This window comes from Mesorhizobium sp. 128a (assembly GCF_053848025.1).
In genome coordinates this window covers 70,440-96,464 of the sequence record NZ_JBSPKY010000003.1, presented here as the reverse complement: position 1 = coordinate 96,464, position 26,025 = coordinate 70,440, and the positions used below count along the sequence as shown (strand labels likewise).

The following is a 26,025-nucleotide window of genomic DNA, read 5'->3' as shown; positions in this document are numbered from 1 at the left end:
GGGGATGACCATGCGCATCAGAAATGTCCAGGCCTGGTGGGTCCGCATACCGATCGAAGCCGCGAAGCAGCATCGCAGCGACTTCGGTCAGGTGACGACGTTCGACGCCGCCATCCTGCGCATCGAGACCGATGACGGGCTGGTCGGCTGGGGCGAAGGCAAGAACGCCGCCGGCAGCGCCGGCAGCTATGGTGCGCTGGTCCATTTGCTGAACCACGAGGTCGGGCCGCAGCTGATCGGCCGCGACCCGGCCGATATCGGCATCATCTGGGAGATGCTCTACAACGGCGTGCGCCACGAGACCGCCGCCCATGCCGGCCACGCCATGCCGCAACTGGCACGGCGCGGCATGAACGTAGCGGCGATCAGTGCCGTCGACATCGCGCTCTGGGATATTTTGGGCAAGTCGCTGGGGCAGCCTGTGTGGCGGCTGATCGGCGGCCGCAAGCTCGACCGCATGCAGGCCTACGCCTCCGGCGGCTGGGCCGCCGCCGATGCCATCGGCGAGCAGTTGAAGTCCTACATCGCCAAGGGCGGCTTCAAGGCGCTGAAGATGCGCGTCGGCGCCATGGACGGCGCCCCGCACATTTCCGCCGCCCGCGTCCGTGCCGCACGACAGGCGCTCGGCCCCGATGTCGAGTTGATGGTCGACGCGCACGGCACCTATACGGTGGCCGAAGCCAAGCGCTTCATCAGCCTGGCCGGCGATCTCGATCTCGCCTGGTTCGAGGAGCCGGTCATCGCCGACGACAAGGCCGGTATGGCCGAGGTGCGGGCCTCGGGCTCGATCCCGATCGCCACCGGCGAAAGCGAAGCGACGCGCTACGCCTTCCGCGATCTCGCCGTGCTCAAATCCGCCGATATCTTCCAGCCCGATCCGGCTTTCTGCGGCGGCATCAGCGAAGCCATGAAGATCGGCACCATCGCCAGCGCCTTCAACCTTCGCTTTGCACCGCATCTGTGGGCCGGCGCGCCGTGCTTCTTCGCCGGCCTGCATGTGTGTGCCGCTTCGCCGGCCAGCTTCACCGTCGAATATTCGCTCGGCGCCAACCCGATGATCCACGATCTTATCGAAGAGACTGTCGAAGCAAAGGACGGTATGATAGCGATCCCTGAAAAGCCGGGTCTGGGATTCACCATTTCGGAGCGGTTCCTGGAGGCGCACGCGCTACGCGGTTGACGATGAAAGAAAAGAACCTTCTCGCCGAACTCGCCGCCTATCTGTTCTCCCATTCGGACAACGAGACCGGCCGCACGCCCTCGGAGCGCGAACTGGCCGAGCATTTCAGCGTCAGCCGCGGCCAGATCCGCGAGGCGCTGGCCATTCTCGAAGCCATGCGCATCGTCGAACGTCGGGCCAAATCCGGCATCTATGTCGACACCCGGCAGGCCAGTGTCGAGGCACTGGCGCTGTTCGCACGCGCCGGGCTGCCGCTCGATCCCGTGCAAATCTACGAGACCGTGGAGCTGCGCAAGATCCACGAGATCAAGGCCGCCGAACTTGCCTGTTCGCGGGCCACTGAGGAGAATTTCGAGCGCCTGCGTGAGATCCTGAAAGCGTCGGAGGAGCGCATCGCCGCCGGCGAAGGGCTCGCCAAGGAGGACCGCGAATTCCACCTCGAAATCGTGCGGGCGACCAGGAACGGCGTCTTCCACAACATCTGCAGCGTCTATTATCTGATGGGCGAGCAGCGGCTGCCGATCTACTTCAACGATCCCGAGCGCTCAGTGCGCTCGCATGCCGAGCACATCCAGATCTACGAGGCGCTGCTGCGCCGCGACGGCAACCTCGCCCAGGCGCTGATGAGCGCCCATCTGCAAGGCGCGGAAAGCTACTGGAAGGGGATCATCGAGGGCCGCGGTGTGGAGCAGACAAGCGCCACGCTTGAAAAGGTCTGAGCATTCCGGAAAAGTGTGAAACGGTTTCCTTGGGAATGTAGTGCTTTCCCTTGGGAACTGCGCCTTAAAGGAACAGGAACCCGATGCCCAAAATCCTGACGACGCACACGCTGCATCCGCGTGCTTCCGCCATGCTGGCGGGTGCCGGCGAACTGGTCGTCGCCTCGGCGCTCGATGCCGCCACGCTGACCAGCGAGGCGAAGAACGCGGACGTCATCATTGTGCGAGCGCCACTGCCGCCGGCGCTGTTCGAAAACGCGACCAAACTTCGGGCAGCAGTGCGCCACGGCGCCGGCCTCGATATGGTGCCGATGGAGGCCGCGGCCGCGGCCGGTGTGCTGGTGGCCAACGTGCCGGCGGTCAATGCGCGCTCGGTTGCCGAATATGTGATGTTTGCAGCCCTCGCGTTGCTTCGCCGCTTCCGCTCGGTCGACCACGACCTGCGCGCCAGGGGCTGGAATGCCGGCCGCGACCACGCCAGCCATGCCAGCGAGCTTGCCGGCAAGACGATCGGCATCATCGGTTTCGGCGCTATCGGTCAGGCGGTCGCCCACATCGCCGCACACGGCTTCGGTCTCAACGTGGTGGCGACGACGCGCAGCATGCAGCCGGCGCCTGACCGGATCGGCTTCCTGTCGATCGACGCGCTGGTCGAACAGAGCGATATCATCGTTCTCTCCTGCCCGCTGACACCGGAGACGCGCGGCCTGATCAACCGCGAACGCATTGCCAGCATGAAGCCCGACGCGCTTTTGATCAACATTTCGCGCGGGCCGGTGATCGATGACGACGCGCTGATCGAGGCCTTGCGCAAGGACCGCATCGGCGGCGCCGCGCTCGATGTCTTTGCCACGCAGCCGCTGCCGGCAAATCACCCCTATTTCGATTTCGACAATGTCATCGTCACCCCTCATATGGCCGGGATTACCGAGCAATCGATGATGCGCATGGGTGTCGGTGCCGCCGGCGAGACCTTGCTGGTGCTGGCCAACCGGCTGCCGGTCAATCTGCGCAACCCCGATGTGGTCGAGCACTACCGCAGGCGGTTTCCCGCCGACTGAGGTTTCCCAAGCCGCCTCAATTTTCCCGGATTTGACAACGACCTTCGCTGCATGGTCAGAAACGTCGCAAGAATTCTTGTTCTGATTGTCGGCGTCTGCGCAGCATTGGCTGAGGCTCGGGCCGATGGGCAAGACAGCTACGTGCCCTGCGACAATGGCCTGCGTTGCGTGATGGCGCCCTGCCCGTCCACCAGCGCGCTCGACCTTGCCACTGGCAAGGTCGTCAAGGGCGTGTGGGTCGACACTGACGGCCTGCCGCAGCAGGACAAGGCGCTCGAGCTCTCCGACAAGCTCTATGCCGGCAAGCTCGTTGTCACGGGTACGATCGAAAACCGGCAGCACAGCTTCGGCGGCAAGCAGTACAGCCTGCCGACATTGGTAGCGACCGGTATCTTGCGCACCGCCAAGGACAGCGAACGCAAGCACTGTTCGTCGCGCTGAGACCTGACGCCGGTCAGCGGCCAAGCAGTCCTTCGACTTCAGCCGCAATGCGCAGCAGATGATGGTCATGGCCATGCTTGGCGACCAGCATCAGTCCGGCCGGCGGCGTCATGCCGGGCATGGGCAGCGAGATGGCGCAGAGGTCGAATTGGTTGGCGACCTGGGTGTTGCGCAACAGCAGCCCTTCCGTCTTGTCGCGCAGCGCCTCGTTGCCGGCCATGGCGGCGATGGATGGCGCAACCATCGGCACAGTCGGCAAGGCGAGCACATCGATCGCCTCCAGACGATGCGCCATGGCAGCGACAAGTTCGCCGCGACGACGGATCGTCCTGATGTAGACAGAAGCAGGCACCGCCAGCGCGCGCGACAATGGCCCGGCCACATGCGGATCGACCGGCACGGACGCGCCGGTGGCCAGCCATTCCGCATGCACCTCCGCGCCTTCTATCGATGCGATGGTGCCGCGCTTCGTTGCCGCGCGCATCCCGGCGATGAGATCGTCTACCGACAGATCGGCGACGCGCGCGCCGGCCTGTTCGATCCTGCCGATGCACGCCTCGAAGGCGCTATCGACCTCGGCCTGTGTTTCGCGGAACAGTACGCCCCGCGGAACGCCGACGCGCAGACCGGCAAGCGAGACCGGCTGAACGGCAACCGGTTCCTCTCCCGCCATGACTGCATCGGCGATGGCGCATTCGGCAACACTGCGGGCCAGCGGGCCGATCGAATCGAGCGTCATCGACAGCGGGAAGGCGCCGGCCAGCGGCACGCGCCGCGCCGTCGGCTTGAAACCGACCACGCCGTTGAGCGATGCCGGAATGCGCACCGAGCCGCCGGTGTCAGAGCCGATGGCGATGTCGCACGTGCCCTCGCCAACGGCGACGCCAGCGCCCGAGGACGAGCCGCCGGGGATCAGGCTGGCATCAGATGCGTTTCCGGGCGTGCCAAAATGCTGGTTGTCGCCGATGGCGGTGAAGGCGAATTCGGTCATGTTGGTCTTGCCGATAATGACAGCGCCGGCCTGCCGCAGACGGTTGACGATGGCCGCGTCGACTACCGCAGGCGTGGCGCTTCTCAGCATCAGCGACCCGGCGGTGGTCGGCTCGCCGGCGACATCGAACAGGTCCTTGATCGATACGATAGTGCCGTCGAGCGGCCCATGCGACACGCCGGCCCGTTTGCGCGCATCGCTGGCATCGGCGGCGGCGCGCGCTGCTTCGGCATAGACCTTGGTGTACACCCTCTCGTCTGCCGCACGATTGGCAAGACGTGACAGGATGATTTCAAGGCGATCGCGGATTGATTGCATATCGATGTCGGACTCCGCCAAGGTAGAGCATCTTTAAAGCAGTTCGAGGAGAAGCGCGTAGCGGTTTTCCCCTGAGGGACTGCGCGGCCTCGAGGGCAGCGGAAGGGATAACCCGGCAAGCGTGCCTTTGCACCTGCCAACCACAGGAAGATGTTGATGCTATACAAAGGCGGTTGCCACTGCGGAAAGGTGGCGTTCGAGGTCGAGGGCGAGCTCAGTATGGCGGTGCGCTGCAACTGCTCGATCTGCCGGCGCAAGGGCGCGCTGTTGTGGGCCGTGCCACATGCGAGCTTCAAGCTTGTCGCCTGGGGCGACGACCTCGGCCGCTACACCTTCGGCAAGGCTTCGATGGCGCATCGTTTCTGCCGAACCTGCGGCATCCATCCGTTTGCGGAAGATGTCACACAGGGCGCCGAGCGGACGGCCTACATCAACATCAACTGTCTCGACGGCATCGATCTAACCGCCATCGAGGTCTTCGGCTTCGACGGCCGCTCGGCCTGACGCTTGTACGTCACCGCAACAAACGCCACACGCCGACCTTGTCGCCCATCGACATCGCCTCGATCTGGTCGTGGGTGACGAACAGAAAGGTGGCGCCAAGCTGTATCTGCAGGTTCTTCAGTTCCGTGCGAAGTGCCTCACGCAATTTGGCGTCGAGCGCGGACAGCGGCTCGTCCATCAGGAACACGCGCGGCTTGCGCACGATGGCGCGACCGATCGAGACACGCTGCATCTCGCCACCTGACAGACGGTCGGTCTTGCGGTCAAGCAGATGCTCGATCCGCAGTGTCTTGGCGGCTCGGGCAACGCGGTCCTTGATCTCGGCATCGGGTCCTCCGGTCAAGCCGGAGGATGACGGCGTGAGAGTTGAGAGGGCGACGCACACCGACCGGCGCGGACCGGCGCGAGCGCGACCTGCCGGATAGCGTCAGCTGCTGATCATCGCGCTGTCTTGTTGAGAGCGGTGACGACCAGCGCGAGAATCACCGCCGCGGCGGCGATTTCCCACACGAAAGCCTGCTTGTAGAAAGGCGGCGTGGCGAGCTGCGCCTTGCCGGCGAGAGTGTTGGGGTCCGGTGGATTGAGGAAGAAGACGCCGTAGAGATGCGCCGCCGTGATCGAAACCAGCAGCGCAATGCAGAAGACCAGCGCCACGACCAGCGCTACGGTCACCACACTGCGCACCTTGACGCCCGGCTGGGCCAACGGCAGCAGGTTGTTGATGAGTCCGGCAAGCACCACGAGACCGCTGCCGACCGCGTACAGGCCGATGGAAAAGGGTTGGAAGATCAGCACCAGCGCCATGACGCCGAGGCCAATGATGAAGACCTCGAGGCGGAACGCGCCGGCGCGGCTCATGCCGGAAGAACGGTCGCTCATGACCGCACCGCCTTTCCGACGCCATCGAAGACATGGGTTTGCCTGGGATCGGGGCGTAGATTCAGCACCTCGCCGACTTTGACCCGCTGGCTTCTCGTCACCACGACGCGGATGTCGGCGCCTGCCGCCGTGCGGGCATGAATAAGGGTTTCGGCGCCCATGGGCTCGATGAGCTCGGCCCGGGCAGAAATGGTGCCACGGTCCCCCGTATCGGTCACGGTGAAGGCGCGGGGGCGGACACCGATCGTCACCTTGCCGGGCTGCAGGCGCGCGACCGCCGCGTCCGTGCGGATCGCCAGACTAATGCCGGCCACGGTCATGTCCGCCGTGGCATCGGCGAAGGTCTTGAGGTCGGCCTCGAGAAGATTCATCTGCGGCGTGCCGATGAAGCTCGCCACGAAAGCATTGGCGGGCTTGGCAAATACCTCGTGCGGTGAGCCGACTTGCTCGATCAGGCCGTCCTTCATGATGGCGATGCGGTTGGCCATGGTGAGCGCTTCGAGCTGGTCATGCGTCACGATCACGGTCGCTTTGGAGAGGCCCTGCAGCACTTCCTTGATCTGGCCGCGCATGGTCTGGCGCAGTTCGACATCGAGACGCGACAAGGGCTCGTCGAAGAGGAAGCAATTGGGGTCGCGGACGATGGCGCGGGCCATGGCGGCGCGTTGCTTTTCGCCCTCGGATATTTGGTTCGGCAGCCGGTCGAGAACGTGCTCCAAGTGGAGGATCGCGGCGACGCGGTTGACGCGGGCAGTCCGCTCAGCCCGGGAAATGCCGTCATGATAGAGCGGGAAGGCGATGTTCTCGGCGATCGATGCTGACGGGTAGAGCGCGTAGAACTGGAACACCATGGCGATGTCGCGCTTTTCGGGCGGCAGGTTGTTCATCACCTTGCCGGCGACGACGACCTCGCCGTCAGTGACGCTTTCCAGCCCGGCAATGACGCGCAAGGTCGTCGTCTTGCCACAGCCGGACGGGCCGAGAAGGCAGACGACCTCACCGGCGGCCACCGACAGGTCAACGTCCTTGACCGCGGTGAAGGAGCCGAAGCGCTTGGTGACTTTGCGGAGTTCGATGGTTGACATCTCAGCGCTTCACCGTGCCGAAGGTAACGCCGCGCAACAGATGGTTTTGCAAGAAGAAGGTGACCAGAAAGACTGGGACGAGGAACAGGGTTTCGATGGCGGCAAGCAAAGTCCAGTCGGTGCCGCGTCCACCCGACGACACGGCCTGGTTCATGGCGACCGGGACCGTCCTCGTGTCGGGCCCCGAGAGCAACAGGGCGAAGAGGAACTCGTTCCAGGTGAGGATCAGGCCGAACACGAACGTGGCGGCGAGCCCGGCAATGACCTGGGGCAGGCAAATCTTGAAGAACACCCGCATTCCGGACGATCCGTCGAGGCGGGCGGCATCCTCGACGTCTGGCGACAATTCATCGAAGAAGCTCTTCATCATCCAGATGGTGAAGGCCAGGTTGAAGGCGGTGTAGAGCATGATGATGCCGAGATACGAGCCCGACAGGCCCACTACGCGGAACATCAGGATCACCGGAATGATCACCACAATCGCCGGCAGCATGCGCGTGGTCAGGATGATGAACAGGTAGGTGTCATTGCCTTTCAGCGGATAGCGCGAGAAGCCGAAAGCCGCCAGGGTGCCGATGACCAGCGCCAGCAGCACCGACGCCGAGGCGATGAAGATCGAGTTGAAGAAATAACGGTCGAATCCTGTCGCTTCCGGGGCACCGCCCGACGTCATCGAGCGGGAAAAGACGGACCCAAAATTTTCGAGCGTGGGCTTGAACACAAAATGGTCCGGAATCAAGCCGAACAGCGACGTGGGCGACAGCGTCGGAGGCACCAGGAGCGCGTCGCCCTGCGGTTTGAAGGCGGTGAATATGATGAACAGCACCGGCAGAAAATAGATAAAGGCGACGACGGCCACGGCGAGCGTCCGCCCCCAGCCGGCCTCGTCTACTCCGCTGGCCCTGCGGAAGCCGAGCTTTCCCAATATCGATTCGGTCACGGGTTAGGCTCCCTGCGTACGGCGGTTTGCGAGGTACAGGTAGAGGTTGGTGAGAACGATCACCATGAACAGCATCAGATAGGAGATCGCGGCGCCCTCACTCGTCTTGTTCTGCTCGTTGGCGATGCGGATCAAGTGATAGGAGATCGTCAGTGTGTCGTTGCCGCCCTTGGTGAGGAGGATGACGAGATCCGCCAGCTTGAATGCCTCGATGGTGCGGAAGAGAAGGGCCAACATCAGAAGGCCGCGGATGTAGGGGAAGGTGATCATCCAGAATTGCCGCCAGCTGGAAATACGGTCGATGGCAGCGGCCTCGTAAAGGTATTTCGGCACCGAGACGAGGCCCGCCAGCACAAGGAGCATGACGAAGGGCGACCACATCCATGCGTCGGCGAAAACGATTCCCGCCACGGCACCGACTTTGTTGCTCATCAGGATGAACTGGTTGCCGGAGATGGAATTGATGACGTAGCTGAGAATCCCGAATGTCGGGTCATAGTAGTAGGTGAAGAACACGCCAGAGGCGACAACCGAAAGCATCATCGGTGTCAGCACCAGGATCAACAAATACTTGCGCAGCGGAAACTGCTTGGCGAACAGGATGGCCAGCAGAAAGCCGACGATCATCTGCGCGGAGACGGTGAACACGACGAACATGGCGGTATTGATCAGCGCGCCCCAAGTCGCGTGAGCAGCGAGATCGTTGGTAAGGATACGGACGTAGTTCCCGAGTCCGACGAAGCGGATCGTCTGCTGGTTTGCCTGGTAGGCGAAGAACGAAAGGCCCAGCGACCACAGCAGGGGGAAGATATTCATCACAAACAGAACGGCGATTGCCGGAGCGACCAGCAAGGCGCCGAAGTAGTGGCGGCGATATGCGTTGACGGTAAATGCGGCCGCGACCAACGCCGCCGCGGCGCCCACCACCCAGAAGGAGACAGCCGCAGGCAAGCCCGCCATTGATATGGCCGACACGACGACAGCGACAGCGATGGCGAGTTTCCAGTTGTGGGCAACAACCGCGGTAAGGCGTGGTGTCAGCAGCGTGCTTGAAACAGCGGTCATGGGAGTCCGAAATATGGAGCGCCTGAAGTGGCAATGACGGGGAGCGGCTTTGGCCGCTCCCCGCAGCTATGTCGGAAGGTTACTGGATAAGGCCATCGTTCTTCAGGAGGTCCTCCTGGAACTTGGCGATGTTATCCAGGGTGGTCTTGGCGTCCTGCTTGCCAGTGATGGCCAGGTCGTACTGGTCCTGCTGCTGGGTGAGCAGTTCGAAGAACTGCGGCACGTGCCACATGTCCTTCTGCCAGTCGAGCGAGTTCGCCCAAGCGCGGTCCCACGGACGATAGGTCACATACTTCGGATCGCTGTAGACCGACTTGATCGCGGACTGGCCGCCGCCGGCCGCGAACTGGTGCTGGATATCAGGCGAGAGCCACCACTTCACGAAGCCCACCGCTTCCTTGATTTGCTCAGGCGTCGTCCAGGTGGTGAGAACGAAAGGCTGTCCGCCGATCTGTGACGTACGATTCACCTTGCCGTCGGGGCCGCGCAGGCCTGGCGCCAATCCGAACACCAGCTTGTCGGCAACCTTCGATGTCTTGGGATCTAGCGAGGCTTCGCCGAGACCGATCCAGTCGATGTTCATGGCCACCTTGCCTTCACGGAACAACTGGTCCGAGACGAAGATGTCCATGGTGCCGGTCTTGACCACCGGCGGCATGAACTTCAGCAATTTGAGGAAATGCTCCATGCCCTCGATGGACTTCGGGGAGTTTACGACGCCTTCGGCATGTCCGGTCGGGGCCTTGGTTTCATCCCAGATGCCGCCGCCATGCTGCCAGACGAACGAGTGGACCGAGCTCGTCGAGAAGTCGTAGCCTTTGCCTGCCTGATAGGCGATGCCGTAGAAATCGTCATCCAGCACCTGGCCGGCGAGCTTGTCGCCCTTCTTGCGCTGGAAGAATTCGCCAACATGCTCGAACGTGTTCCAGTCCATGGCGTCGATTTCTTCGCCGGTGCAGGGCAGCTTCTCATTGTACTTCGCCTTGAAGGCGGCCTGCTCGTCGTCGTTGCAGAGCACGTCCTTGCGGCCGTAGGTGACCAGCACGTCCGGGAACTGCGGGAAGCCGTAGTAGTTCGGCGTGCTGTTGGGATAGGTCGAGTAGGCGTTGAGCACGGCGGGATGCATCGACTCCATCGTCGCCTTGAGTTCCGGGTCGGCATCGATGAGATCGTTGATCTTGCGGAAGTAGCCGCCTTCGACGAAGGCGCCCAGCCATTGCGAGTCCGACACGATGAAATTGTACTTCTTTTCGCCCGAGGTCAACGAGGCGTTGACGCGGGTGTAGAAATCCGGCCACGGAATGAAGTCGACATCGAGCTTCACGGTATTGCCAGACTTGGGCTTGTACTGCTCGTCGAAGAACTTCTTCATAATGCGGGTCGGGGGCCAATCCGGCACCGCCATCGTCAACGTCACTTCTTCGGCGGAGGCATAGGTCACGCCTCCCACCAGTAGCGTGGCAGCGAAGCTTGCGGCTGTCGCTAGCCTTTTCACTTTGGTCATCGCCGTCATTCGCGTTTCCTCCCTTGGTTAACCGGATTGCTTCTCGCCGTTCGCGTCAGGTCATTGCCTGGCCGCTCGCGGCGCGGAAGACGTGGATTTTCCTGTTATCGATGGCGATCGATGCCGAATCGCCGGTCCTGATGCTGGCGGCGATCGCTTCCGGCAGCACCATGCGCAACATCTCACCGCCGGCCACGACGGAGACGATCGTGATGTCGCCGAGCGGTTCGACCAGATGCACCTTCGAGGCAACCCCTGCTTCGCCCTTGGCGGCGAGCCGAATGTCGCTCGGGCGAATGCCGATCAGCGCGGCCTCGCCGGCATCGGCAGCCTTTGGCGCCGTCGCCGGAACGAGAGTCCCGAGCGGCGTGTCGAAAGACCTGGTGTCGGCGCGCACCGAGGCCGTGAACAGATTCATGTGCGGCGAGCCGATCTTGCTGGCGACATAGGTATGGATCGGCTGCTCGTAAAGCTCGTCCGGCGTGCCGATCTGGACGATGCCGCCATCGCGCATGACGGCGATCACCTCGCCCATCGAGAGAGCCTCGAGCTCGTCGGGCGTGGCATAGATCACGGTCATGCCGAACTGGCGGTGCAGCCGCTTCAGCTCGGCGCGCATCTCGTGCCGAAGCTTGGCGTCGAGATTGGTGAGCGGCTCATCGAGGAGAAGAATCTTTGGCCGGCGGATCAGGGAGCGGCCGAGCGCGACGCGCTGCTGCTCTCCGCCGGACAGGGTTGCCGGCTTGGCCTTCAGGCGGTGTGTCAGCTTCAGGATCTCGGCGGTCTCTTTCACCCGCTTGTCGATCTCGGCGCGCGCGGCTTTCTCCTCGCGCAGCGGATAGGCGAGATTGTCATAGACCGTGAGGTGGGGGTAAAGCGCGAAAGACTGGAAGACCATCGAGATGCCGCGGCCGGCGATCGGCGCATGGGTCATGTCGCGGCCGCCGATCTCAAGCGTGCCGGAGTCGGCCTGGACGAGGCCGGCGATAGTGCGCAGCGTCGTCGTCTTGCCAACCGAGCTCGGCCCGAAGAGTACGAAGAAGCGGCCTTCATCGACGGCGAAGCTCAGGTCGTTGATGGCGCGCACGGATCCATAGGCCTTGCTGAGCCCATCGAGGCGCAGCGCAATCCCCTTGCCGGCACTGTCGCGAGGCGACGTCTGCATCACGATGCGCCACCTCGTGCGGACGGAACACGCGCCATCCGTATGATCCTCCTCGCCCTGCCGAAATGGACTGCGGCTGTCATTCCCGATCCGCCTTTTCTTTCCTAATCTGGTATTACCAATTTAAGATGCCCGTCAAGCGCTTTCTTGAAATTCGCCGTCAGCAAAATAAGCTGAAAACGTCCGCTATATGTTCGTATTTCCTTCATTTTTGGCAGTTCTTCACCTTCATCCCGTTCGCAAAACGCCAATCTCCAAAATTACTGAAATCTCCGACCTTCAAATCTGGTCGAACCAGATTGGCGCTATTTTGCCGCTGCCGCCGGCCGAACCGCATCCGCTTCTGTCATCGATTCCGCCACCGCGGCGCGCACCAAGGCGGCCGCTGCCCATTGCGAGACCGACCGCATTCCACGGCTGTCGAGCCCCCATATATCCTTGAGCACGATCAGCAATTCGACGCCGAACATCATCGACAGCGCCTGCGCCAGGCGCTTGAATTCGCGCGGCGGCAGCTGCCCCTTGAGCGGCGCAATGGCATCCTTCAACAGCTGGACGCGATGGCCTCGGGTGAACTGCGGCTCGCCTCCCAACGTGCCCGCCTGGCGCTGTGCCCACTGGTCGAGCGACAGTTTCAGCGCTGCCTTGAAGGTTGCCTCGAAAGCTTCGATGCGCGGCATGGCGGTGTCGAACAGTTCGGCGACGCGCCGCTGTGGATCTTGCGAAGCCGATTGCCAGGTCAGGATAGGACCTAGCCCCTCGTCGACGACCGCCTGCACCAGGGCTGCCTGGCTCGGGAAATAGCGATAGGCGGTGGCGCGCGACACCTCAGCCGCTTCCGCGACTTCGCTCACTGACGGATTGACGCCCGCCTGCATCAGCCGCGTCGCCGTCTCCAGCATCAGCCGTTTTGTGCGGGCACGTGGGCCGCGTTCGGCAGCCTCCTTGGCGTCGTCGTTCATTGCGGCTTGTTGACGTGAGACACTCATGTCAATACGATACGCGCGTCTCAAAAAATTGCAATGGCCTTCGCGGCCAGACCCAGCGCACACCGAAGACGGGGAAACGCGATGAAGCGCATCTATGTGGTGGGCACCGCCGACACCAAGGGCGAGGAGCTTGCCTTCCTGGCCGATGCGATTGCCGCTACCGGCAGTTCGGTTGCCCGCGTCGACATCGGCACGCACGGCGCCACTGTGCCGGTCGATATTCCGGCCGGCGAGGTCGCGGCACATCATCCCGGCGGAGCCGGCAGCGTGCTCGGCATCGACGATCGCGGCACGGCGGTGGCCGGCATGGGCGCAGCCTTCACCAGCTTCATCCAGTCGCGCGACGACGTCGCCGGCGTGATCGGCATTGGCGGTGGCGGTGGCACCTCCATCGTCACCTCAGGCATGCGCGCACTGCCGCTCGGCCTGCCCAAGATCATGGTCTCGACGCTCGCCTCCGGCGACACAGCGCCCTATGTCGACGTCTCCGATATCATCATGATGCCGTCGGTGACCGACATGGCGGGACTGAACAGGCTCTCCCGCACGGTGCTCCACAATGCCGCGCAGGCCATCGCCGGCATGGCCGCAAAGCCGGCGCCGGCCGCAACCGGCAAACCGGCGCTCGGGCTGACCATGTTCGGCGTCACCACTCCTTGCGTGACGGCCATCGCCGACCAGCTGCGGGCAAACTACGACTGCATGGTTTTCCACGCCACCGGCACCGGTGGCCGCTCGATGGAGAAGCTCGCCGACAGTGGCCTGCTCGCCGGCATCATCGACATCACCACGACGGAGGTCTGCGACCTTCTGTTCGGCGGCGTGCTGCCGGCCACCGAGGATCGCTTCGGCGCCATTGCCCGCACTGGCCTGCCCTATATCGGCTCGGTCGGCGCGCTCGACATGGTCAATTTCTGGGCGCCGCCGACCATTCCCGAGAAACATCGCGGGCGGCTGTTTTATGAGCACAATCCCAACGTCACGCTGATGCGCACAACCGCCGACGAATGCCGCAGCATCGGCGAATGGATCGGCGGGAGGCTCTCCCGCTGCGAGGGACCGATACATTTCCTGATCCCCGAAAGAGGCGTCTCGGCGCTCGACATTGAGGGCGGCGCCTTCTTCGACCCCGAGGCCGACGCCGTCCTGTTCGACGCCATCGAGCGCACCATCAGGCCGAACGCCACGCGCCGCGTCACGCGGCTGCCGCTGCACATCAACGATCCCGAATTTGCCAGGGCCGCAACGGCGGCCTTCCTCGACATCGCCAGACAGTGAGAGCCCAGACATGGCCGCCATACCGCGCAAGGACATACTGAAGAAGTTTAGGGCGATGATCGCCGACGGCGTGCCGATCGTCGGCGGCGGCGCCGGCACTGGCCTCTCGGCCAAGGCCGAGGAAGCCGGCGGCATCGACCTGATCATCATATACAATTCCGGCCGCTACCGCATGGCCGGCCGCGGCTCGGCCGCCGGCCTGCTCGCCTACGGCAATGCCAATGAGATCGTCAAGGAAATGGCCTATGAGGTGCTTCCGGTGGTGAAGAAGACGCCGGTGCTCGCCGGCGTCAACGGCACCGATCCCTTCGTCATCATGCCGCTGCTTCTCAGCGAACTGAAGACGATGGGCTTTTCCGGCGTCCAGAATTTTCCCACCATCGGCCTGTTCGACGGCAGCATGCGGCAGAGCTTCGAAGAGACCGGCATGGGCTTCGGCCTTGAGGTCGACATGATCGCCGAGGCGCACAAGCTCGACCTTTTGACCACGCCCTACGTCTTCAACCCGGACGAGGCTCGCGCCATGGCACGAGCCGGCGCCGACATCATCGTCGCTCACATGGGGGTGACGACAGGCGGCTCGATCGGCGCGACGTCAGCCAAGTCGCTCGACGACTGCGTGGTCGAGATCGACGCCATCGCCAACGCCGCGCGCTCGGTGCGCAAGGATGTCATCCTGCTTTGCCATGGCGGGCCGATCTCGATGCCGGATGACACCCGCTACATACTCGACCGCTGCAAGGGCCTGCATGGCTTCTATGGCGCAAGTTCGATGGAACGGCTGCCGGCCGAAGCCGCAATTGCCAGGCAAACGGCTGATTTCAAGGCCGTCACGCTGCACGACCAGAAGAAAAAGAAGGGATAAGAGAACATGGCCGACAAGAGCAAAGTGTTCGTCTATCCGAAGGACGTCAGCGCCTTCGGCTTCGACTGGGGCAAGCTGGCGCTGACGGTGGCGCCGGAAGTAAATGGCGCGACCCGTTTTTCCGGCGGCGTCGTCGACCTGCCCTCAGGCAAGGGCCACACCCGCCACAATCATCCCGGTGCGGAAGAGATCATCTTTGTCATCTCGGGCCATGGCGAGCAGATGGTCGAGGACGAGAACGGCAATCCGGTGGTGCCAAGGTCGGGCCTGGCTGCACTATCTATGTGCCTGAGAGCCGGTTTCACTCGACGCTGAACACCGGTGACGGACCGATGCAGTTGTTTGTGGTCTATTCGCCTGCTGGGCCGGAACTGGTACTACGAGAATTGCCGGATTTCAGGCTGATTCCGGCGGGGAAGTGATCCGCTCACTATTTTTCTCCGTCAGCGCTGCCCCTCATCTGCCTGCCGGCATCTTCTCCCCGTTGAACGGGGAGAAGGGAGCAGCGTCGATGACAGCCTCTTTCTCCCCGTCACTATACGGGGAGAAATGTCCGGCAGGACAATGAGGGGCAGTGCCAGCGTTCGACGTTAAAGCCCGCCCCTGTTCCACCCCCGCGCCCGATCCCCAAACATCACATAGCCCGTCTCGGTTACCGCCAGCGTATCTTCCAGCTTGATGAACCCCCGCGTCGGGTGAAGCATTGTTGTCTCTACCGACAACACCATGTTCTTCTCCAGTGGCTTGGCCGCATAGGTGCCTTCATAGGTCACAGGATGGTTGGTCATCAGGAACGGCGCTTCATGCGTGATCAGCCCCATGCCGTGGGCGAAGAAATCCGTGTAGGGCGCAACCTTGGAGGCCTTCAGCACGCGCTCCGCATGCGAGATCATGTCGCCGCCGATGGTGCCCGCCTTGACCTTGGAGAACGCCGCCTGCTGCACCGCCTCGACCTCGGCCAGCAGATCTTCCAGTTCGGCATCGGGTTCGCCCAGAATGCCCATGCGGCAGAGGTCGCCGATATAGCCGTGATAGTTGCCGCCGGAATCGATCGACAGCACCTCGCCCTTTTTCCACGCCTGCGGCGACGCCGCGCGGTTGTGGCTGGCCCCCAGCGTCAGCAGGCAATATTCGAAATGCGCGCCGCGATTGGTTTCCTCGCGCCTGATATGCTCGATGATGTCGGTCTTGGTCGTGCCCTCGCGCGCCCACTGGATGGTCGCCAGCATGGAATCAGTGATCAGCTCGGAGGCGATACGCAGCTTTTCCAGCTCCGCCTCAGTCTTGATGGCACGCATGTTCTCCAGCATGCCGGTCGCGTCGACCAGCTTGGCATCCGGCAACGCCTTGCGGATCAGCGCATAGGCGTCGGATGGCAGGAAGGCTGGTTCGATGCCGATGCGGGCGCCGGCCTTGCCGATCTTTCCGATATGCTCGACCGCGAGATTGGCGGCGTCGAGCGTGCCCCAGCAGGCGGTGTGCAGGGTAGGCGTCCAGAACGGATTGTTCTGATGCTCGGCGCCCTCCATCCGGTTGCCAATATAGGCAGCATGCTCCGGCCCACCCTTTTCATAGACGACGACAGGCAGATAGCGGCTGTGGCCGATCGCATCCATGGCGGCAAAGAAGATGAACTTGTAGCCGCCGAGCAAATATTGCGTGTTGTGCTTGGACGTCGCGAGCAGCACATCGATACCGGCCTCTTCCATCAGCCGGTCCACCCTTGCCTGGTCGAACGGAATATTGCTGACGGCAGTCTTGCCCGGAGCGATGTTCATTTCTTTCTCCCTGAATTGCCTAGGGTCTCTGTCGCGCTGCGCCCGGTCCCTTGGCTGGTCGATCAAATCTGTACCATTTCGCCCGCTCTGGTCCAGCCAGAAACACGGAAAATAGCTTCAGCAGGCGGTCACCAAGTCGTCATTGCTGCATCTTCGCCAAATCTGGTCCTACCAGGATGACCGAATAAAAGGCCACCTTTTAAAACTGGTCCAGCGGACGAAAATTTCAAAGCCAAGCAAGGATGCGCCAATTCCGTCTCTGGCGAAACCCTTGGCAAGGGCCATAATCGCCGCGAGGATGCCGGCAGACCTGCCGGCGTCTGAGGGGATTGGCGCGCCCGGCAGGGTCGCGGAGAGGACGGAGTTCGATCATGTCAGATTTCACGATTTCCAGACGCAGGCTGCTTTCGGGATCAGCCCTGTTCCTGGCCTCCACCGCCATGCCGGCGATTGGCTGGGCGCAGACGCCGAAGAAGGGCGGCCGCCTGGTGGTCGCCGCCGATTCCGAGCCGCGCAACCTCAATCCGGCCATAGTCGCCTCCAACGGCGTCTTCTTCATCTCCAGCAAGATCGTCGAAACGCTGGCCGAAGCTTCTTTCGACGGTAAGGATGGGTTGGATCCGCGCCTGGCGCTCTCCTGGGAAGGTGCCGCCGATGGGCTCTCAGTGACCTTCAAACTGCGCGAGGGCGTCAAATGGCATGACGGCAAGCCGTTCACCTCGGCCGACGTCGCCTTCTCGGCGCTGCAGATCTGGAAACCGCTGCAGAATCTCGGCCGCACCGTGTTCAAGGATCTGGCCAGCGTCGACACCCCTGACGATCTCACCGCCGTGTTCAAGTTCGCCAAGCCGACGCCGTTCCAGCTGATCCGCAACGCCTTGCCGGCGCTGTCGAGCGTCGTGCCGAAGCACGTCTACGAGGTCGGCAAGATCGAGGACAACCCGGCCAACAATGCACCGATCGGCACCGGCCCGTTCAAGTTCGGCGAGTACAAGGCCGGCCAGTATTACAAGCTGACCAGGAATGCCGACTACTGGGGCAAGGACGAGCCCTACCTCGACGAGATCATCTATCAGGTGCTGCCCGACCGCACGTCCGCTGCGGCCGCGCTCGAGGCTGGAGAGATCCAGCTCGCCACCTTCTCCGCCGTGCCGCTGGCCGACCTTGACCGCATCTCCAAGGTTCCGGGCCTCAAGGTCATCTCCAAGGGCTATGAGGGGCTGACCTATCAGCTCGTCGTCGAGATCAACCACCGCCGCAAGGAACTGGCCGATGTGAAGGTGCGTCAGGCGATCGCGCATGCCATCGACAAGGATTTCGTCGTCAAGACGGTGTTCCTCGGCTATGCCGCGACCGCCACCGGCCCGGTGCCGAAGAACGACCCGCAATTCTACACCGCCGACGTGCCGACCTATGCCTTTGACGTCGACAAGGCCAACGCGCTGCTCGACGAGGCCGGCTACGGCAGGAAAGACGATGGCAAGCGCTTTGCGCTGAAACTCCTGCCGGCGCCCTATTTCAACGAGACAAAACAGTTCGGCGATTATCTGCGCCAGGCGCTGGCCGCCATCGGCATCGACGCCGAGATCGTCAACAACGACTCCGCCGCGCACATCAAGGCCGTCTATACCGACCACGCGTTCGACCTCGCCGTCGGCCCGCCGGTGTTCCGTGGCGATCCCGCGATCTCGACCACCGTCCTGGTGCAGAGCGGCATTCCCGACGGCGTGCCGTTCTCCAACCAGGGCGGCTACAAGAACGAGGCGCTCGACGCCCTCATCGCCAAGGCATCGGAGACGCTCGACACCACGGCGCGCACCGATCTCTACAAGGAATTCCAGAAGGAGGTGGCCGCCGACCTGCCGCTGATCAACGTCGCCGAATGGAGCTTCATCAGCGTCGCGCGCGATACGGTGGGGAATATCGCCAACAACCCACGCTGGGCGGTGTCGAACTGGGCGGACACGTATCTGGCGGGCTAAGCGCGATCCACACGGGATGCTTGCGCATCGTTTGAGCGAATGCTCATCATCAGGGATGAGAGTTCCGTCGCGCCCCCCTCTGTCCTGCCGGACATCTCCCCCACGAGGGGGGAGATCAGCTGTCATCACGGCCTTCGCTAATCGCCGGCGTTGCCGCAGCGAGCGCGGCGTGGGAACTGCCAATCTCCCCCCGTGTGGGGGAGATGTCCGGCAGGACAGAGGGGGGCGCCGTAGAGCGCAACTTCAAATGCCTGCGCGCGCTCCCTTTTCCCCATGACCCGCGCCCTCACCCTTATCCGCCGTCGCCTCGTCGGCAGCATCTTCGTGTTGCTGATCGTCATCATCGGCACGTTCCTTTTGCTCGAAGCCGCTCCCGGCGACGCGGTCGATGCCTACATCGTCTCGACCGGCGGCGATGCCGGCATGATCGAATTGCTGCGCCATCGCTGGGGCCTCGACCAGTCGGAACTGACACGGCTCGCCAACTATCTCTGGGCGCTGCTGCATCTCGATCTCGGCCAGTCCGTCACCTTCTCGCGGCCGATCCGCGACGTCGTCCTGGAACGCCTGCCGACGACACTGCTCCTCATGGTCAGTGCCACCGCGCTCTCCTTCGGTTTGGGCTCGGCGCTCGGCGTCTATGCCGGCGCCAAACCTGGCAGTCTGCGCGACCGCTTCCTGTCCATCGGCTCGCTGGCACTTTATGCCGTGCCGGGCTTCTGGCTCGGCCTGGTTCTGATCGTCGTCTTTGCCGTCGACCTGCGCTGGCTGCCGATCGGCGGCATCGAGACGCTGGCCTCGGACAAGATTGGGCTTGCCCGCGCCGCCGACATCGCCGTCCATCTCGTGCTGCCGGTTTCCGCCCTCGGCTTTATCTATCTCGCGCTCTATCTTCGCATGATGCGCGCCGGCATGGCCGAAGCCTGGCGCCAGGATTTTGTGCTTGCCGCCCGTGCAAGGGGGTTGTCGCACCCCCGCATCGTGCTTGCCCATGTCGCCCGCAATGCGCTCTTGCCGCTGGTCACCATGCTCGGCCTGCAATCGGCGCAGATGCTGGGCGGCAGCGTCGTCATCGAGAGCGTCTTTGCCGTGCCCGGGCTCGGCCGGCTGGCGCAGGAGGCGGTGGCCGCGCGCGACACGCCGCTGCTGCTCGGCATCATCCTCACCAGCGCTGTGCTGGTCATCGCCATCAACCTTGCCGTCGACATCGCCTACGCCTTCCTCGACCCGCGCGTCGGCGCCAGCGAGGCCGGCGCGTGAGCGCGCTGCAGCGGTTCCTGCGCCGGCCGGAAGCGGTCGTTGGCGCGATCATCCTGGGCGTGCTTTTTGCCATGGCGCTGTTTGCATCGCTGCTTTTCCCCGGCGATCCGCAGGCCATTGCAGGCCCCGCACTGCTGCCGCCGTTTCAGGACTGGTCGCTGCCGCTCGGCACCGACCGGCTCGGCCGCGATGTGCTGGCCGAACTGTTCCACGGCGCCCGTACCTCCCTGGCGGTCGGTCTGGCGGCAGCGGCCGCCGCGCTCTTCATCGGCGCGGTCGTCGGCACACTGGCCGGCTTTGCCGGTGGCCTCATCGATGAGGTGCTGATGCGCATCACCGATGCCTTCCAGACCGTGCCCAGCTTTCTTCTGGCGCTGGCCTTCGTCAGCGTCGTCGGCCCGTCGTTCGGCATCGTCGTCGCGGCAGTCGCGCTCGGCGCCTGGACCGGACCGGCACGTGTAGCGCGCGCCGAAGTACTCTCGCTCCGCGAGCGCGATTTCGTCGCCGGCGCCCGGGTCATCGGCATGCATCCGCTTGCGATCGCTTTCCGCGAAGTGCTGCCCAACGCGCTGCCGCCGGTGCTGGCGCTGTCCTCGGTGATCGTCGCCGCCGCGATCCTCACCGAAGCAGCACTGTCCTTCCTCGGCCTCGGCGACCCCAACCGCGTCACCTGGGGCGGCATGATCGCCGAAGGCCGAACTGTGCTCCGCACCGCGCCCTTCCTGTCGATCGTCCCGGGCGTAGCCCTCGTATTGACCGTGCTCGGCGTCTACCTCGCTGGCGAAGGTGTGGTCGAGACGACGGCTGTGCGAAGGAGCCTGTCGTGACCGCACTGGCTTCGATCCACGAACTCTCGGTGCGCTATATCAGCGATGGCAGCAAGGTGACGGCGCTGAACGGCATCAGTCTTGATGTTCTTGCCGGCGAACGGCTGGCGATCATCGGTGAGAGCGGGTCGGGCAAGAGCACGCTGGCGCTGGCGATTGCGGGGTTGTTGCCGGGGAGTGCCAAGGTCGACGGTTCAATCGAGTGGAACCTCCAATCGCCTCATTCCTTCGCGCCCCCCTCTGTCCTGCCGGACATCTCCCCCACGAGGGGGGAGATTGGCAGTTCCGTTGCCGGCTCTCGGTTTGCGACGTTAGAGACTGGCGAAGGCAGAGGCGACAATGCGATCTCCCCCCTTGTGGGGGAGATGTCCGGCAGGACAGAGGGGGGCGCGACAGAACGTCTACCTCTCCATCTTCGCGGTGGACTCCCCCTCCCCGGCCGCGACATCGGCTACGTCTTCCAGGACCCTTCCGCCAGCCTCGACCCCGTGATGACGATCGGCAAACAAATCGCCGAAGTCGCCCACACCCATCTCGGCGTCGACTGGCCGCAGGCTTATGCCAAGGCAAAGCAGTTGCTCGCACGCGTCCGCCTGCCTGACCCGGACTCGGCCATGCGCGCCTTTCCGCACCAGCTCTCCGGTGGCCAGAAGCAGCGCGTGGCGATTGCCGCCGCCATCGCGGCCGGGCCGAAACTGCTGATCGCCGACGAGGCGACCAGCGCGCTCGACACCATCGTGCAAGCCGAGATCGTCAGCCTCATTCGGCAACTGGTGGCAGAGGACGGCATGACGCTGCTGTTCATCAGCCACGACATCGCGCTTGCCGCAGAGCTTGCCGAACGCATCGCCGTGTTCCGGCACGGCGGGCTGATCGAGCTCGGCACGACGCAGCAAATCGTCAACGCCCCACGCCAAGCCTATACGCGGACGCTGCTCGACGCTCATATCGGCCTCGACGCCGAACCGCTGCTGCGGCAGGCGCCGGCATGAGTGTGCTCACCGTCTCCGACCTCACCAAGCGCTACCGCCGCGGCGGCACGGCCATCGCCGCCGTCGACGGCGTCTCCTTCACCATCGAACCCGGCGAGACACTGGCCCTGGCCGGGCCTTCCGGCAGCGGCAAGTCGACAATCGCGCGGCTGGTGCTCAGGCTTATCGAGCCCGATGCCGGAACCATACAATTCGAAGGCGATGACTTCCTTGCCTTGAAGGGTGCGGCCCTGCGCGCCCGGCGCGCGCGGCTGCAAATAGTGTTCCAGGATCCGCTCGCCGCCTTCAATCCACGCGCCACCGTGGCGCGCGTGCTAGACGATCCCTTGCGCATCCATGCCATCGCCTCTCGCGCCGAGCGCCCCGCCCGCATTGCCGCCTTGCTCGAACGCGTGGGGCTCTCCGCCGATCTCGCGCCGCGCGCCATCCACGAAATCTCCGGCGGCCAGCGCCAGCGCGTGGCGATTGCCCGCGCCATCGCAACGAAACCGTCGCTGATCGTGCTCGACGAAGCGGTGTCGGCGCTCGACGTTTCGGTGCGCGGACAGATTCTTGAGCTGCTGCTCGACCTGCAAGCCAGGGAACGGATCGCCTATCTCTTCATTTCGCATGATCTCGGCGTCGTGCGGGCCATCGCCCACCGCGTCGTCCTTCTCGACGCTGGGCGGATTGCCGAGAGCGGCGACGCCTGCGCCGTCATCGACGCACCGCAATCGGCGATCGGCAAGGCGCTGGTGGCGGCGGCACCAAGATTGAACAGAAGACACAGGCTGGTACCATGACCGACCCAGAAGCCAGAGCCGAAAAACTGTCGCGCGAACTCGATTCCGCCTTCCGCAACCGCGCCGATCTCTACCGCCTGTTGCTCGATGAACTGACCAGCGAGCTGGGCGCGGACAAAGCCGAGGCGATCATGGTCCGCACCATCGAACAGCGCGGCAAGGAGGTGGCGGCGACCGCCTTTGCCCGCTTCGGGCCCAACGACGCGCCGGCCATTGGTGAAGCATTCCTGGCCGTCAGCCCGGACGGCGGCCTGATGTATCCGACCGACGTGGAGCGCGGGCCGGACCACATCGCCTTCAAGGTGAAACGCTGCCCGCTGAAGGATGCTTGGGTCGAGGCCGGTGTCGGTGACGAAAAACTTGCCACGCTTTGCCGCATCGCCGGCGCTTTCGACCGCGGCCTGTTCGAGGCGACGGGCGTGCGCTTCGACAACGTCACCTGGTCGCCGGGCCACGGCTCGGGATGCTGCCACATCGCGCTGACCAACCGGGATGCTGCCGGATAGGTAGCGGCGCCCCCATCAGTCGGCGGGAAACACATGCAGCTCCGTGCCCGCCTGCTTGGTGGCAGTGCGCAGGTCGGCCTTCGGTTCGCTGTCGGTGACGATATCGGCAATGTCGTCAAGTCCGCAGATGCGTTCCAGGCTGGAGCGGCCGAACTTGTCGTGGGTCACAACCAGCACCGTCGACAGGGAACGCGATATCATAGCACGCTTGACTGCCGCGGCGCCCGAGATCATGTCGCTCGGACCGTCGGCGCTTAGTCCCGAGGCCCCGATGATGGCGACGTCGGCATTGTAGCGGCGCACGAACTCGACAGTGTCTTCGCCCAGCACGCTACCTTCCCGGCTGTCATAGGTTCCGGGGCAGAGCAGCACGCGGAAGGTCGGATTGGCGCCAGCCACCGAGGCCACGCCGGTGGAATTGGTGATAATAGTCAGGTCGCGCTTCAGCTGGGAAAGGTTGCGCGCCACCTCGTAGGTGGTCGAGCCGCCATCGATCATCACGATCTGGCCTTTCTCGATCAGGCCTGCGGCGCCGCGGCCGATGCGGGCGCGCTCCTCGACCAGGGTCAGGCCGCGCTCGGAGATTACCGGTTCGGACGTCACCAGCGAGATCGTCGCGCCGCCATAAGTGCGGTTGATCAGCCCGGCATCGCCCAGCTCGATGAGATCGCGGCGGATGGTCTCGCCGGCGACGCCGATGCGGCGCGCAAGCTTGGATATGCGAATGGACGCCGACCGGCGCACTTCCGAAAGGATAAGCGCGTGCCGCTCCTTCTTCGTCAGTCGGCCATGATCCATGATTATTCCATTCCCTTTGCAGCAATCAACGCGTCGGCAAGCTCGGCAAATCCGTGCGCGCCGCGCCCGCTTGTGACGAAGGCAGGAGATGCCGGAAGTTCGCCGGCGAAGTCCAGCACATTAGCGACGCCGACGCTGTTGGGGAAGAAGCCGAACATTGGTGCATCGTTTGGACTATCGCCGACGAAGACAATGCTGTCCTTGTCGTGGTCAATATCTATACCGAAACAGTCGCGCAAGAATAGCCGGCTTGTTGACAGTTTGTCGTATGTGCCGAACCAGCCATTGACATGGATGGACGAGATTTTCGCCGTCGCACCGAAGCGTTGGAAGATACCGACGATCTTCAGCACTTCGGTTTTGGGCAGCGGTGCGACGTCCTCGCAGAAATCGATCGCAAGGTCGGCCTCGCGATAGGTCTGGTCGGCAGCGACCGCCGCACCCGGGACATCGCGCAGCACGGTCTGCTCTATCTCCTTGAGGCGTGCGGCACCCGCCTGCCGTTCGGCAGCGCTTCTGGCGTAGTGGCGGACCATCCGCTTGGCAGCGTCGTCGTAGCGAAAATAAAAGGCGCCGTTCTCACCGATCACGCCGTCCACCGGCCATTGCCGGGCGATCAGGTCGCACCAGCCGGCAGGCCGGCCGGTAACCGGCGCGACGATGAACCCGGCCTGCTTCAGCCGTTCCAGCGCCGCATAGGCCTTTGCCGGCAGCCGCCCCTTATCGGTCAAGGTGTCGTCGATGTCGGTCAGAACGACGGCGATCCTGCGACGGTCCAGGCCGGTGAAGTCGGCGAGCGGAAGCAGCACTCGCTCAGGCTCCCGCCGCGACCGTTTCGAGCGAGGCGGCCGCGACGTCGAGCATCGTGAACCTGTCGCGGATCAGCCGCGCATTGGCTACCGCCTCATCGTAGAAGGCGGCGGGTATGGCCACCTGCTGCGGCGTGGTCGGCGCTCCGGCGGCATGCAGTGCTGCCGCGATCTCGCGCGCCGGACGGGCCACGCGGGAAAGCCTTTCGCGATACGAACGCCATTGCTCGGCCAGCATGGTGTTGATGGCGGTCGCCCGCTCATTGTCGAGCAGCTTGGGCTTGAACGCTGCCCAGCAGGAGCGTCCGAGGGTTTCGCCAAAGATCTCGATGAAACGGTCCGGTGTATCTGCAGACGGCGCAAGCTGCAGTTCCGGCAATGCCAACACCCGCTCCTGCAGCCGCGCCATCGTCAACGTCGTCACCGCTATGTGTTCGCCGTGATGCGCATCGGGCAGTCCCTGGCCGCGCATATCGATGTAGTGGGCGATCAGATGTTCGCCCTGGCTGGCCGGATAGGAGCCACCGCACAAAGTCATGCCGAGCCCCGACATGACCAGCGTGCGTACCAGCACTTCCATTGCCGCGAGGTCGCCGGTCCTGAGTTCGCCGGCCTTGGCGATGAGCGCCTTCTCGTCCTCGGCCAGAAGCATGAACGGCGCCTGCCTGTAGGGCGTACCGAGGAAAAGGTGCGCCATCAGCCAGTCGGTCTGCGCGGTCGGCCGCGCCATCGAATCGCCGAAGCCGGCTGCGATCAGTCGGTGCGGCGCCCGTGCCATCACGTCGAGGTCGAGGAATACCCCGACCGGCAGGCTCGCCGTCAGCGATTTCTTCAGACCCTCCTCGGTGATCGCCGCCGACAACGAGGTGTAGCCGTTCATCGACGGCGCGGTGCCGAACACCGCATAGGGTTTTTGGGTCAGATGCGCAGCATATTTGGTGATGTCGTTGATCGAACCCGATCCGACCGCGACCAGTCCGCTGGCATTCTGCGTGCGGGCGATCACCGATCGCACGGCGTCCATGTCCGGATGCGGATGGCGCGGCAGGATGATATTGTCGACATCGCTGGAGCCGCGTAGCGCGATCGAGACCCTCTCGCCCAGCGCCAGGCGGGTGTCCGGATCCATCACCACCGCAAGCTTGCGGCCGAGCGGCAGCGGCTTGACCAGCGCATCGGCCTCGTCACCAAGACCGCGCCCGATGACGATGGTCTTCAGCGGCACCGATAGCATTCCCTCGTCATCCGGGTCGGGCAGGGTGCCGGCAATGAGGCTATCGAGCATTTCCTTGGACATCGGGATTGTC

The 26,025-nt window shown here is 63.8% G+C and carries 25 protein-coding genes and 2 pseudogenes; 14 read left to right on the top strand and 13 right to left on the bottom strand.

What is annotated here, in order from left to right; genetic code table 11:
• Positions 1 to 10: 10 nt before the first annotated feature.
• The 4 genes from ACWTU9_RS06735 (at position 11) to ACWTU9_RS06720 (ending at position 3,401) form a co-directional block, all read left to right on the top strand.
• On the top strand, positions 11 to 1,180 hold the full coding sequence (locus ACWTU9_RS06735; protein WP_455857624.1) for a mandelate racemase/muconate lactonizing enzyme family protein: 1,170 nt from the start codon (positions 11 to 13) through the stop codon (positions 1,178 to 1,180).
• Between the two features lie 2 nt (positions 1,181 to 1,182).
• Entirely contained in the window at positions 1,183 to 1,899 is a 717-nt protein-coding gene (locus tag ACWTU9_RS06730) for a FadR/GntR family transcriptional regulator (RefSeq protein WP_455857623.1), read from the top strand.
• An 83-nt stretch (positions 1,900 to 1,982) separates the two neighbouring features.
• Positions 1,983 to 2,960 carry an NAD(P)-dependent oxidoreductase gene (locus ACWTU9_RS06725; RefSeq protein ID WP_455857622.1) on the top strand — a complete coding sequence of 326 codons (978 nt, stop codon included), beginning with the start codon at positions 1,983 to 1,985 and terminating at the stop codon, positions 2,958 to 2,960.
• A gap of 51 nt (positions 2,961 to 3,011) precedes the next feature.
• Positions 3,012 to 3,401 carry a hypothetical protein gene (locus ACWTU9_RS06720; RefSeq protein ID WP_455857621.1) on the top strand — a complete coding sequence of 130 codons (390 nt, stop codon included), beginning with the start codon at positions 3,012 to 3,014 and terminating at the stop codon, positions 3,399 to 3,401.
• A 13-nt stretch (positions 3,402 to 3,414) separates the two neighbouring features.
• On the opposite strand, the gene ACWTU9_RS06715 is transcribed toward ACWTU9_RS06720, so the two are convergent.
• Complete coding sequence (locus ACWTU9_RS06715) at positions 3,415 to 4,710, bottom strand: amidase (protein ID WP_455857620.1); 1,296 nt, start codon at positions 4,708 to 4,710, stop codon at positions 3,415 to 3,417.
• A gap of 156 nt (positions 4,711 to 4,866) precedes the next feature.
• On the opposite strand from ACWTU9_RS06715, the gene ACWTU9_RS06710 reads away from it, so the two are divergent.
• On the top strand, positions 4,867 to 5,214 hold the full coding sequence (locus ACWTU9_RS06710) for a GFA family protein (RefSeq protein ID WP_455857619.1): 348 nt from the start codon (positions 4,867 to 4,869) through the stop codon (positions 5,212 to 5,214).
• A gap of 28 nt (positions 5,215 to 5,242) precedes the next feature.
• Here ACWTU9_RS06710 and ACWTU9_RS06705 read toward each other — a convergent pair.
• The 8 genes and pseudogenes from ACWTU9_RS06705 to ACWTU9_RS06670 form a co-directional block, all read right to left on the bottom strand.
• Positions 5,243 to 5,599: pseudogene (locus ACWTU9_RS06705) on the bottom strand (ATP-binding cassette domain-containing protein); the annotation flags it as partial.
• Positions 5,600 to 5,652: 53 nt separating this feature from the next.
• Complete coding sequence (locus tag ACWTU9_RS06700) at positions 5,653 to 6,093, bottom strand: hypothetical protein (protein WP_455857618.1); 441 nt, start codon at positions 6,091 to 6,093, stop codon at positions 5,653 to 5,655.
• Positions 6,090 to 7,178, bottom strand: a complete 1,089-nt coding sequence (locus ACWTU9_RS06695; protein WP_455857617.1) for an ABC transporter ATP-binding protein — start codon at positions 7,176 to 7,178, stop codon at positions 6,090 to 6,092. Before ACWTU9_RS06695 ends, ACWTU9_RS06700 begins: the two co-directional genes overlap by 4 nt.
• Before the next feature lies 1 nt (position 7,179).
• The gene (locus ACWTU9_RS06690; RefSeq protein WP_023728572.1) at positions 7,180 to 8,118 is read right to left on the bottom strand and encodes a carbohydrate ABC transporter permease; all 939 of its coding nucleotides are present in this window, start codon (positions 8,116 to 8,118) and stop codon (positions 7,180 to 7,182) included.
• Positions 8,119 to 8,121: 3 nt separating this feature from the next.
• Positions 8,122 to 9,183, bottom strand: coding sequence for a carbohydrate ABC transporter permease (locus ACWTU9_RS06685; protein ID WP_111548867.1), 1,062 nt, complete (start codon positions 9,181 to 9,183; stop codon positions 8,122 to 8,124).
• 79 nt (positions 9,184 to 9,262) lie between these two features.
• On the bottom strand, positions 9,263 to 10,696 hold the full coding sequence (locus ACWTU9_RS06680) for an ABC transporter substrate-binding protein (protein WP_454586097.1): 1,434 nt from the start codon (positions 10,694 to 10,696) through the stop codon (positions 9,263 to 9,265).
• A gap of 46 nt (positions 10,697 to 10,742) precedes the next feature.
• Positions 10,743 to 11,852 (bottom strand): ABC transporter ATP-binding protein, encoded by a 1,110-nt coding sequence (locus ACWTU9_RS06675; protein ID WP_455857616.1) that lies wholly within the window; start codon positions 11,850 to 11,852, stop codon positions 10,743 to 10,745.
• A 305-nt stretch (positions 11,853 to 12,157) separates the two neighbouring features.
• Complete coding sequence (locus ACWTU9_RS06670; RefSeq protein ID WP_455857615.1) at positions 12,158 to 12,841, bottom strand: TetR/AcrR family transcriptional regulator; 684 nt, start codon at positions 12,839 to 12,841, stop codon at positions 12,158 to 12,160.
• 81 nt (positions 12,842 to 12,922) lie between these two features.
• Between ACWTU9_RS06670 and ACWTU9_RS06665 the strand changes: the two genes are divergently transcribed.
• The 3 genes and pseudogenes from ACWTU9_RS06665 (at position 12,923) to ACWTU9_RS06655 (ending at position 15,406) form a co-directional block, all read left to right on the top strand.
• Positions 12,923 to 14,119, top strand: a complete 1,197-nt coding sequence (locus ACWTU9_RS06665; RefSeq protein WP_455857614.1) for a Tm-1-like ATP-binding domain-containing protein — start codon at positions 12,923 to 12,925, stop codon at positions 14,117 to 14,119.
• A gap of 10 nt (positions 14,120 to 14,129) precedes the next feature.
• Positions 14,130 to 14,984 (top strand): phosphoenolpyruvate hydrolase family protein, encoded by an 855-nt coding sequence (locus ACWTU9_RS06660; protein ID WP_455857613.1) that lies wholly within the window; start codon positions 14,130 to 14,132, stop codon positions 14,982 to 14,984.
• Positions 14,985 to 14,990: 6 nt separating this feature from the next.
• Positions 14,991 to 15,406, top strand: a pseudogene (locus ACWTU9_RS06655) (cupin domain-containing protein).
• Positions 15,407 to 15,574: 168 nt separating this feature from the next.
• On the opposite strand, the gene ACWTU9_RS06650 reads toward ACWTU9_RS06655, so the two are convergent.
• Positions 15,575 to 16,762 carry a M24 family metallopeptidase gene (locus ACWTU9_RS06650; protein ID WP_455857612.1) on the bottom strand — a complete coding sequence of 396 codons (1,188 nt, stop codon included), beginning with the start codon at positions 16,760 to 16,762 and terminating at the stop codon, positions 15,575 to 15,577.
• A gap of 371 nt (positions 16,763 to 17,133) precedes the next feature.
• On the opposite strand from ACWTU9_RS06650, the gene ACWTU9_RS06645 reads away from it, so the two are divergent.
• The 6 genes from ACWTU9_RS06645 to ACWTU9_RS06620 all read left to right on the top strand — a co-directional run bounded on the left by ACWTU9_RS06645 (position 17,134) and on the right by ACWTU9_RS06620 (position 23,111).
• Positions 17,134 to 18,744, top strand: coding sequence for an ABC transporter substrate-binding protein (locus tag ACWTU9_RS06645; RefSeq protein ID WP_455857611.1), 1,611 nt, complete (start codon positions 17,134 to 17,136; stop codon positions 18,742 to 18,744).
• 273 nt (positions 18,745 to 19,017) lie between these two features.
• A complete protein-coding gene (locus ACWTU9_RS06640) occupies positions 19,018 to 20,004 on the top strand; it encodes an ABC transporter permease (RefSeq protein ID WP_455857610.1) in 987 nt (328 codons plus the stop codon).
• The gene (locus tag ACWTU9_RS06635) at positions 20,001 to 20,831 is read left to right on the top strand and encodes an ABC transporter permease (RefSeq protein WP_455857609.1); all 831 of its coding nucleotides are present in this window, start codon (positions 20,001 to 20,003) and stop codon (positions 20,829 to 20,831) included. Before ACWTU9_RS06640 ends, ACWTU9_RS06635 begins: the two co-directional genes overlap by 4 nt.
• The gene (locus ACWTU9_RS06630; RefSeq protein ID WP_455857608.1) at positions 20,828 to 21,823 is read left to right on the top strand and encodes an ABC transporter ATP-binding protein; all 996 of its coding nucleotides are present in this window, start codon (positions 20,828 to 20,830) and stop codon (positions 21,821 to 21,823) included. The genes ACWTU9_RS06635 and ACWTU9_RS06630 overlap by 4 nt, the downstream gene beginning before the upstream one ends.
• The gene (locus ACWTU9_RS06625) at positions 21,820 to 22,605 is read left to right on the top strand and encodes an ATP-binding cassette domain-containing protein (RefSeq protein WP_455857607.1); all 786 of its coding nucleotides are present in this window, start codon (positions 21,820 to 21,822) and stop codon (positions 22,603 to 22,605) included. Before ACWTU9_RS06630 ends, ACWTU9_RS06625 begins: the two co-directional genes overlap by 4 nt.
• Positions 22,602 to 23,111, top strand: coding sequence for an L-2-amino-thiazoline-4-carboxylic acid hydrolase (locus ACWTU9_RS06620; RefSeq protein WP_454573331.1), 510 nt, complete (start codon positions 22,602 to 22,604; stop codon positions 23,109 to 23,111). The genes ACWTU9_RS06625 and ACWTU9_RS06620 overlap by 4 nt, the downstream gene beginning before the upstream one ends.
• Before the next feature lie 15 nt (positions 23,112 to 23,126).
• Here the strand turns inward: ACWTU9_RS06620 and ACWTU9_RS06615 are convergent, their stop codons facing one another.
• Genes ACWTU9_RS06615 through ACWTU9_RS06605 form a run of 3 tightly spaced genes read right to left on the bottom strand, consistent with a single transcriptional unit; the run spans position 23,127 to position 26,015 of the window.
• A complete protein-coding gene (locus tag ACWTU9_RS06615; RefSeq protein ID WP_454586110.1) occupies positions 23,127 to 23,909 on the bottom strand; it encodes a DeoR/GlpR family DNA-binding transcription regulator in 783 nt (260 codons plus the stop codon).
• A gap of 2 nt (positions 23,910 to 23,911) precedes the next feature.
• Positions 23,912 to 24,715, bottom strand: a complete 804-nt coding sequence (locus tag ACWTU9_RS06610; RefSeq protein WP_455857934.1) for an HAD-IIB family hydrolase — start codon at positions 24,713 to 24,715, stop codon at positions 23,912 to 23,914.
• Between the two features lie 7 nt (positions 24,716 to 24,722).
• Positions 24,723 to 26,015: an iron-containing alcohol dehydrogenase gene (locus ACWTU9_RS06605; protein WP_455857606.1), complete on the bottom strand. Its 1,293-nt coding sequence runs from the start codon at positions 26,013 to 26,015 to the stop codon at positions 24,723 to 24,725.
• Positions 26,016 to 26,025 lie beyond the last annotated feature (10 nt).

Excerpts from the sequence above, each read along its gene's own strand:
- ACWTU9_RS06695 (WP_455857617.1), bottom strand. The coding sequence starts at position 7,178 with ATGTCAACCATCGAACTCCGCAAAGTCACCAAGCGCTTCGGCTCCTTC.
- ACWTU9_RS06725 (WP_455857622.1), top strand. The coding sequence starts at position 1,983 with ATGCCCAAAATCCTGACGACGCACACGCTGCATCCGCGTGCTTCCGCC.
- ACWTU9_RS06660 (WP_455857613.1), top strand. The coding sequence starts at position 14,130 with ATGGCCGCCATACCGCGCAAGGACATACTGAAGAAGTTTAGGGCGATG.
- ACWTU9_RS06720 (WP_455857621.1), top strand. The coding sequence starts at position 3,012 with ATGGTCAGAAACGTCGCAAGAATTCTTGTTCTGATTGTCGGCGTCTGC.
- ACWTU9_RS06640 (WP_455857610.1), top strand. The coding sequence starts at position 19,018 with ATGACCCGCGCCCTCACCCTTATCCGCCGTCGCCTCGTCGGCAGCATC.
- ACWTU9_RS06680 (WP_454586097.1), bottom strand. The coding sequence starts at position 10,696 with ATGACGGCGATGACCAAAGTGAAAAGGCTAGCGACAGCCGCAAGCTTC.
- ACWTU9_RS06730 (WP_455857623.1), top strand. The coding sequence starts at position 1,183 with ATGAAAGAAAAGAACCTTCTCGCCGAACTCGCCGCCTATCTGTTCTCC.
- ACWTU9_RS06685 (WP_111548867.1), bottom strand. The coding sequence starts at position 9,183 with ATGACCGCTGTTTCAAGCACGCTGCTGACACCACGCCTTACCGCGGTT.
- ACWTU9_RS06670 (WP_455857615.1), bottom strand. The coding sequence starts at position 12,841 with ATGAGTGTCTCACGTCAACAAGCCGCAATGAACGACGACGCCAAGGAG.
- ACWTU9_RS06620 (WP_454573331.1), top strand. The coding sequence starts at position 22,602 with ATGACCGACCCAGAAGCCAGAGCCGAAAAACTGTCGCGCGAACTCGAT.
- ACWTU9_RS06665 (WP_455857614.1), top strand. The coding sequence starts at position 12,923 with ATGAAGCGCATCTATGTGGTGGGCACCGCCGACACCAAGGGCGAGGAG.
- ACWTU9_RS06710 (WP_455857619.1), top strand. The coding sequence starts at position 4,867 with ATGCTATACAAAGGCGGTTGCCACTGCGGAAAGGTGGCGTTCGAGGTC.
- ACWTU9_RS06615 (WP_454586110.1), bottom strand. The coding sequence starts at position 23,909 with ATGGATCATGGCCGACTGACGAAGAAGGAGCGGCACGCGCTTATCCTT.
- ACWTU9_RS06650 (WP_455857612.1), bottom strand. The coding sequence starts at position 16,762 with ATGAACATCGCTCCGGGCAAGACTGCCGTCAGCAATATTCCGTTCGAC.
- ACWTU9_RS06625 (WP_455857607.1), top strand. The coding sequence starts at position 21,820 with ATGAGTGTGCTCACCGTCTCCGACCTCACCAAGCGCTACCGCCGCGGC.
- ACWTU9_RS06645 (WP_455857611.1), top strand. The coding sequence starts at position 17,134 with ATGTCAGATTTCACGATTTCCAGACGCAGGCTGCTTTCGGGATCAGCC.
- ACWTU9_RS06715 (WP_455857620.1), bottom strand. The coding sequence starts at position 4,710 with ATGCAATCAATCCGCGATCGCCTTGAAATCATCCTGTCACGTCTTGCC.
- ACWTU9_RS06735 (WP_455857624.1), top strand. The coding sequence starts at position 11 with ATGCGCATCAGAAATGTCCAGGCCTGGTGGGTCCGCATACCGATCGAA.
- ACWTU9_RS06605 (WP_455857606.1), bottom strand. The coding sequence starts at position 26,015 with ATGTCCAAGGAAATGCTCGATAGCCTCATTGCCGGCACCCTGCCCGAC.
- ACWTU9_RS06700 (WP_455857618.1), bottom strand. The coding sequence starts at position 6,093 with ATGAGCGACCGTTCTTCCGGCATGAGCCGCGCCGGCGCGTTCCGCCTC.
- ACWTU9_RS06675 (WP_455857616.1), bottom strand. The coding sequence starts at position 11,852 with ATGCAGACGTCGCCTCGCGACAGTGCCGGCAAGGGGATTGCGCTGCGC.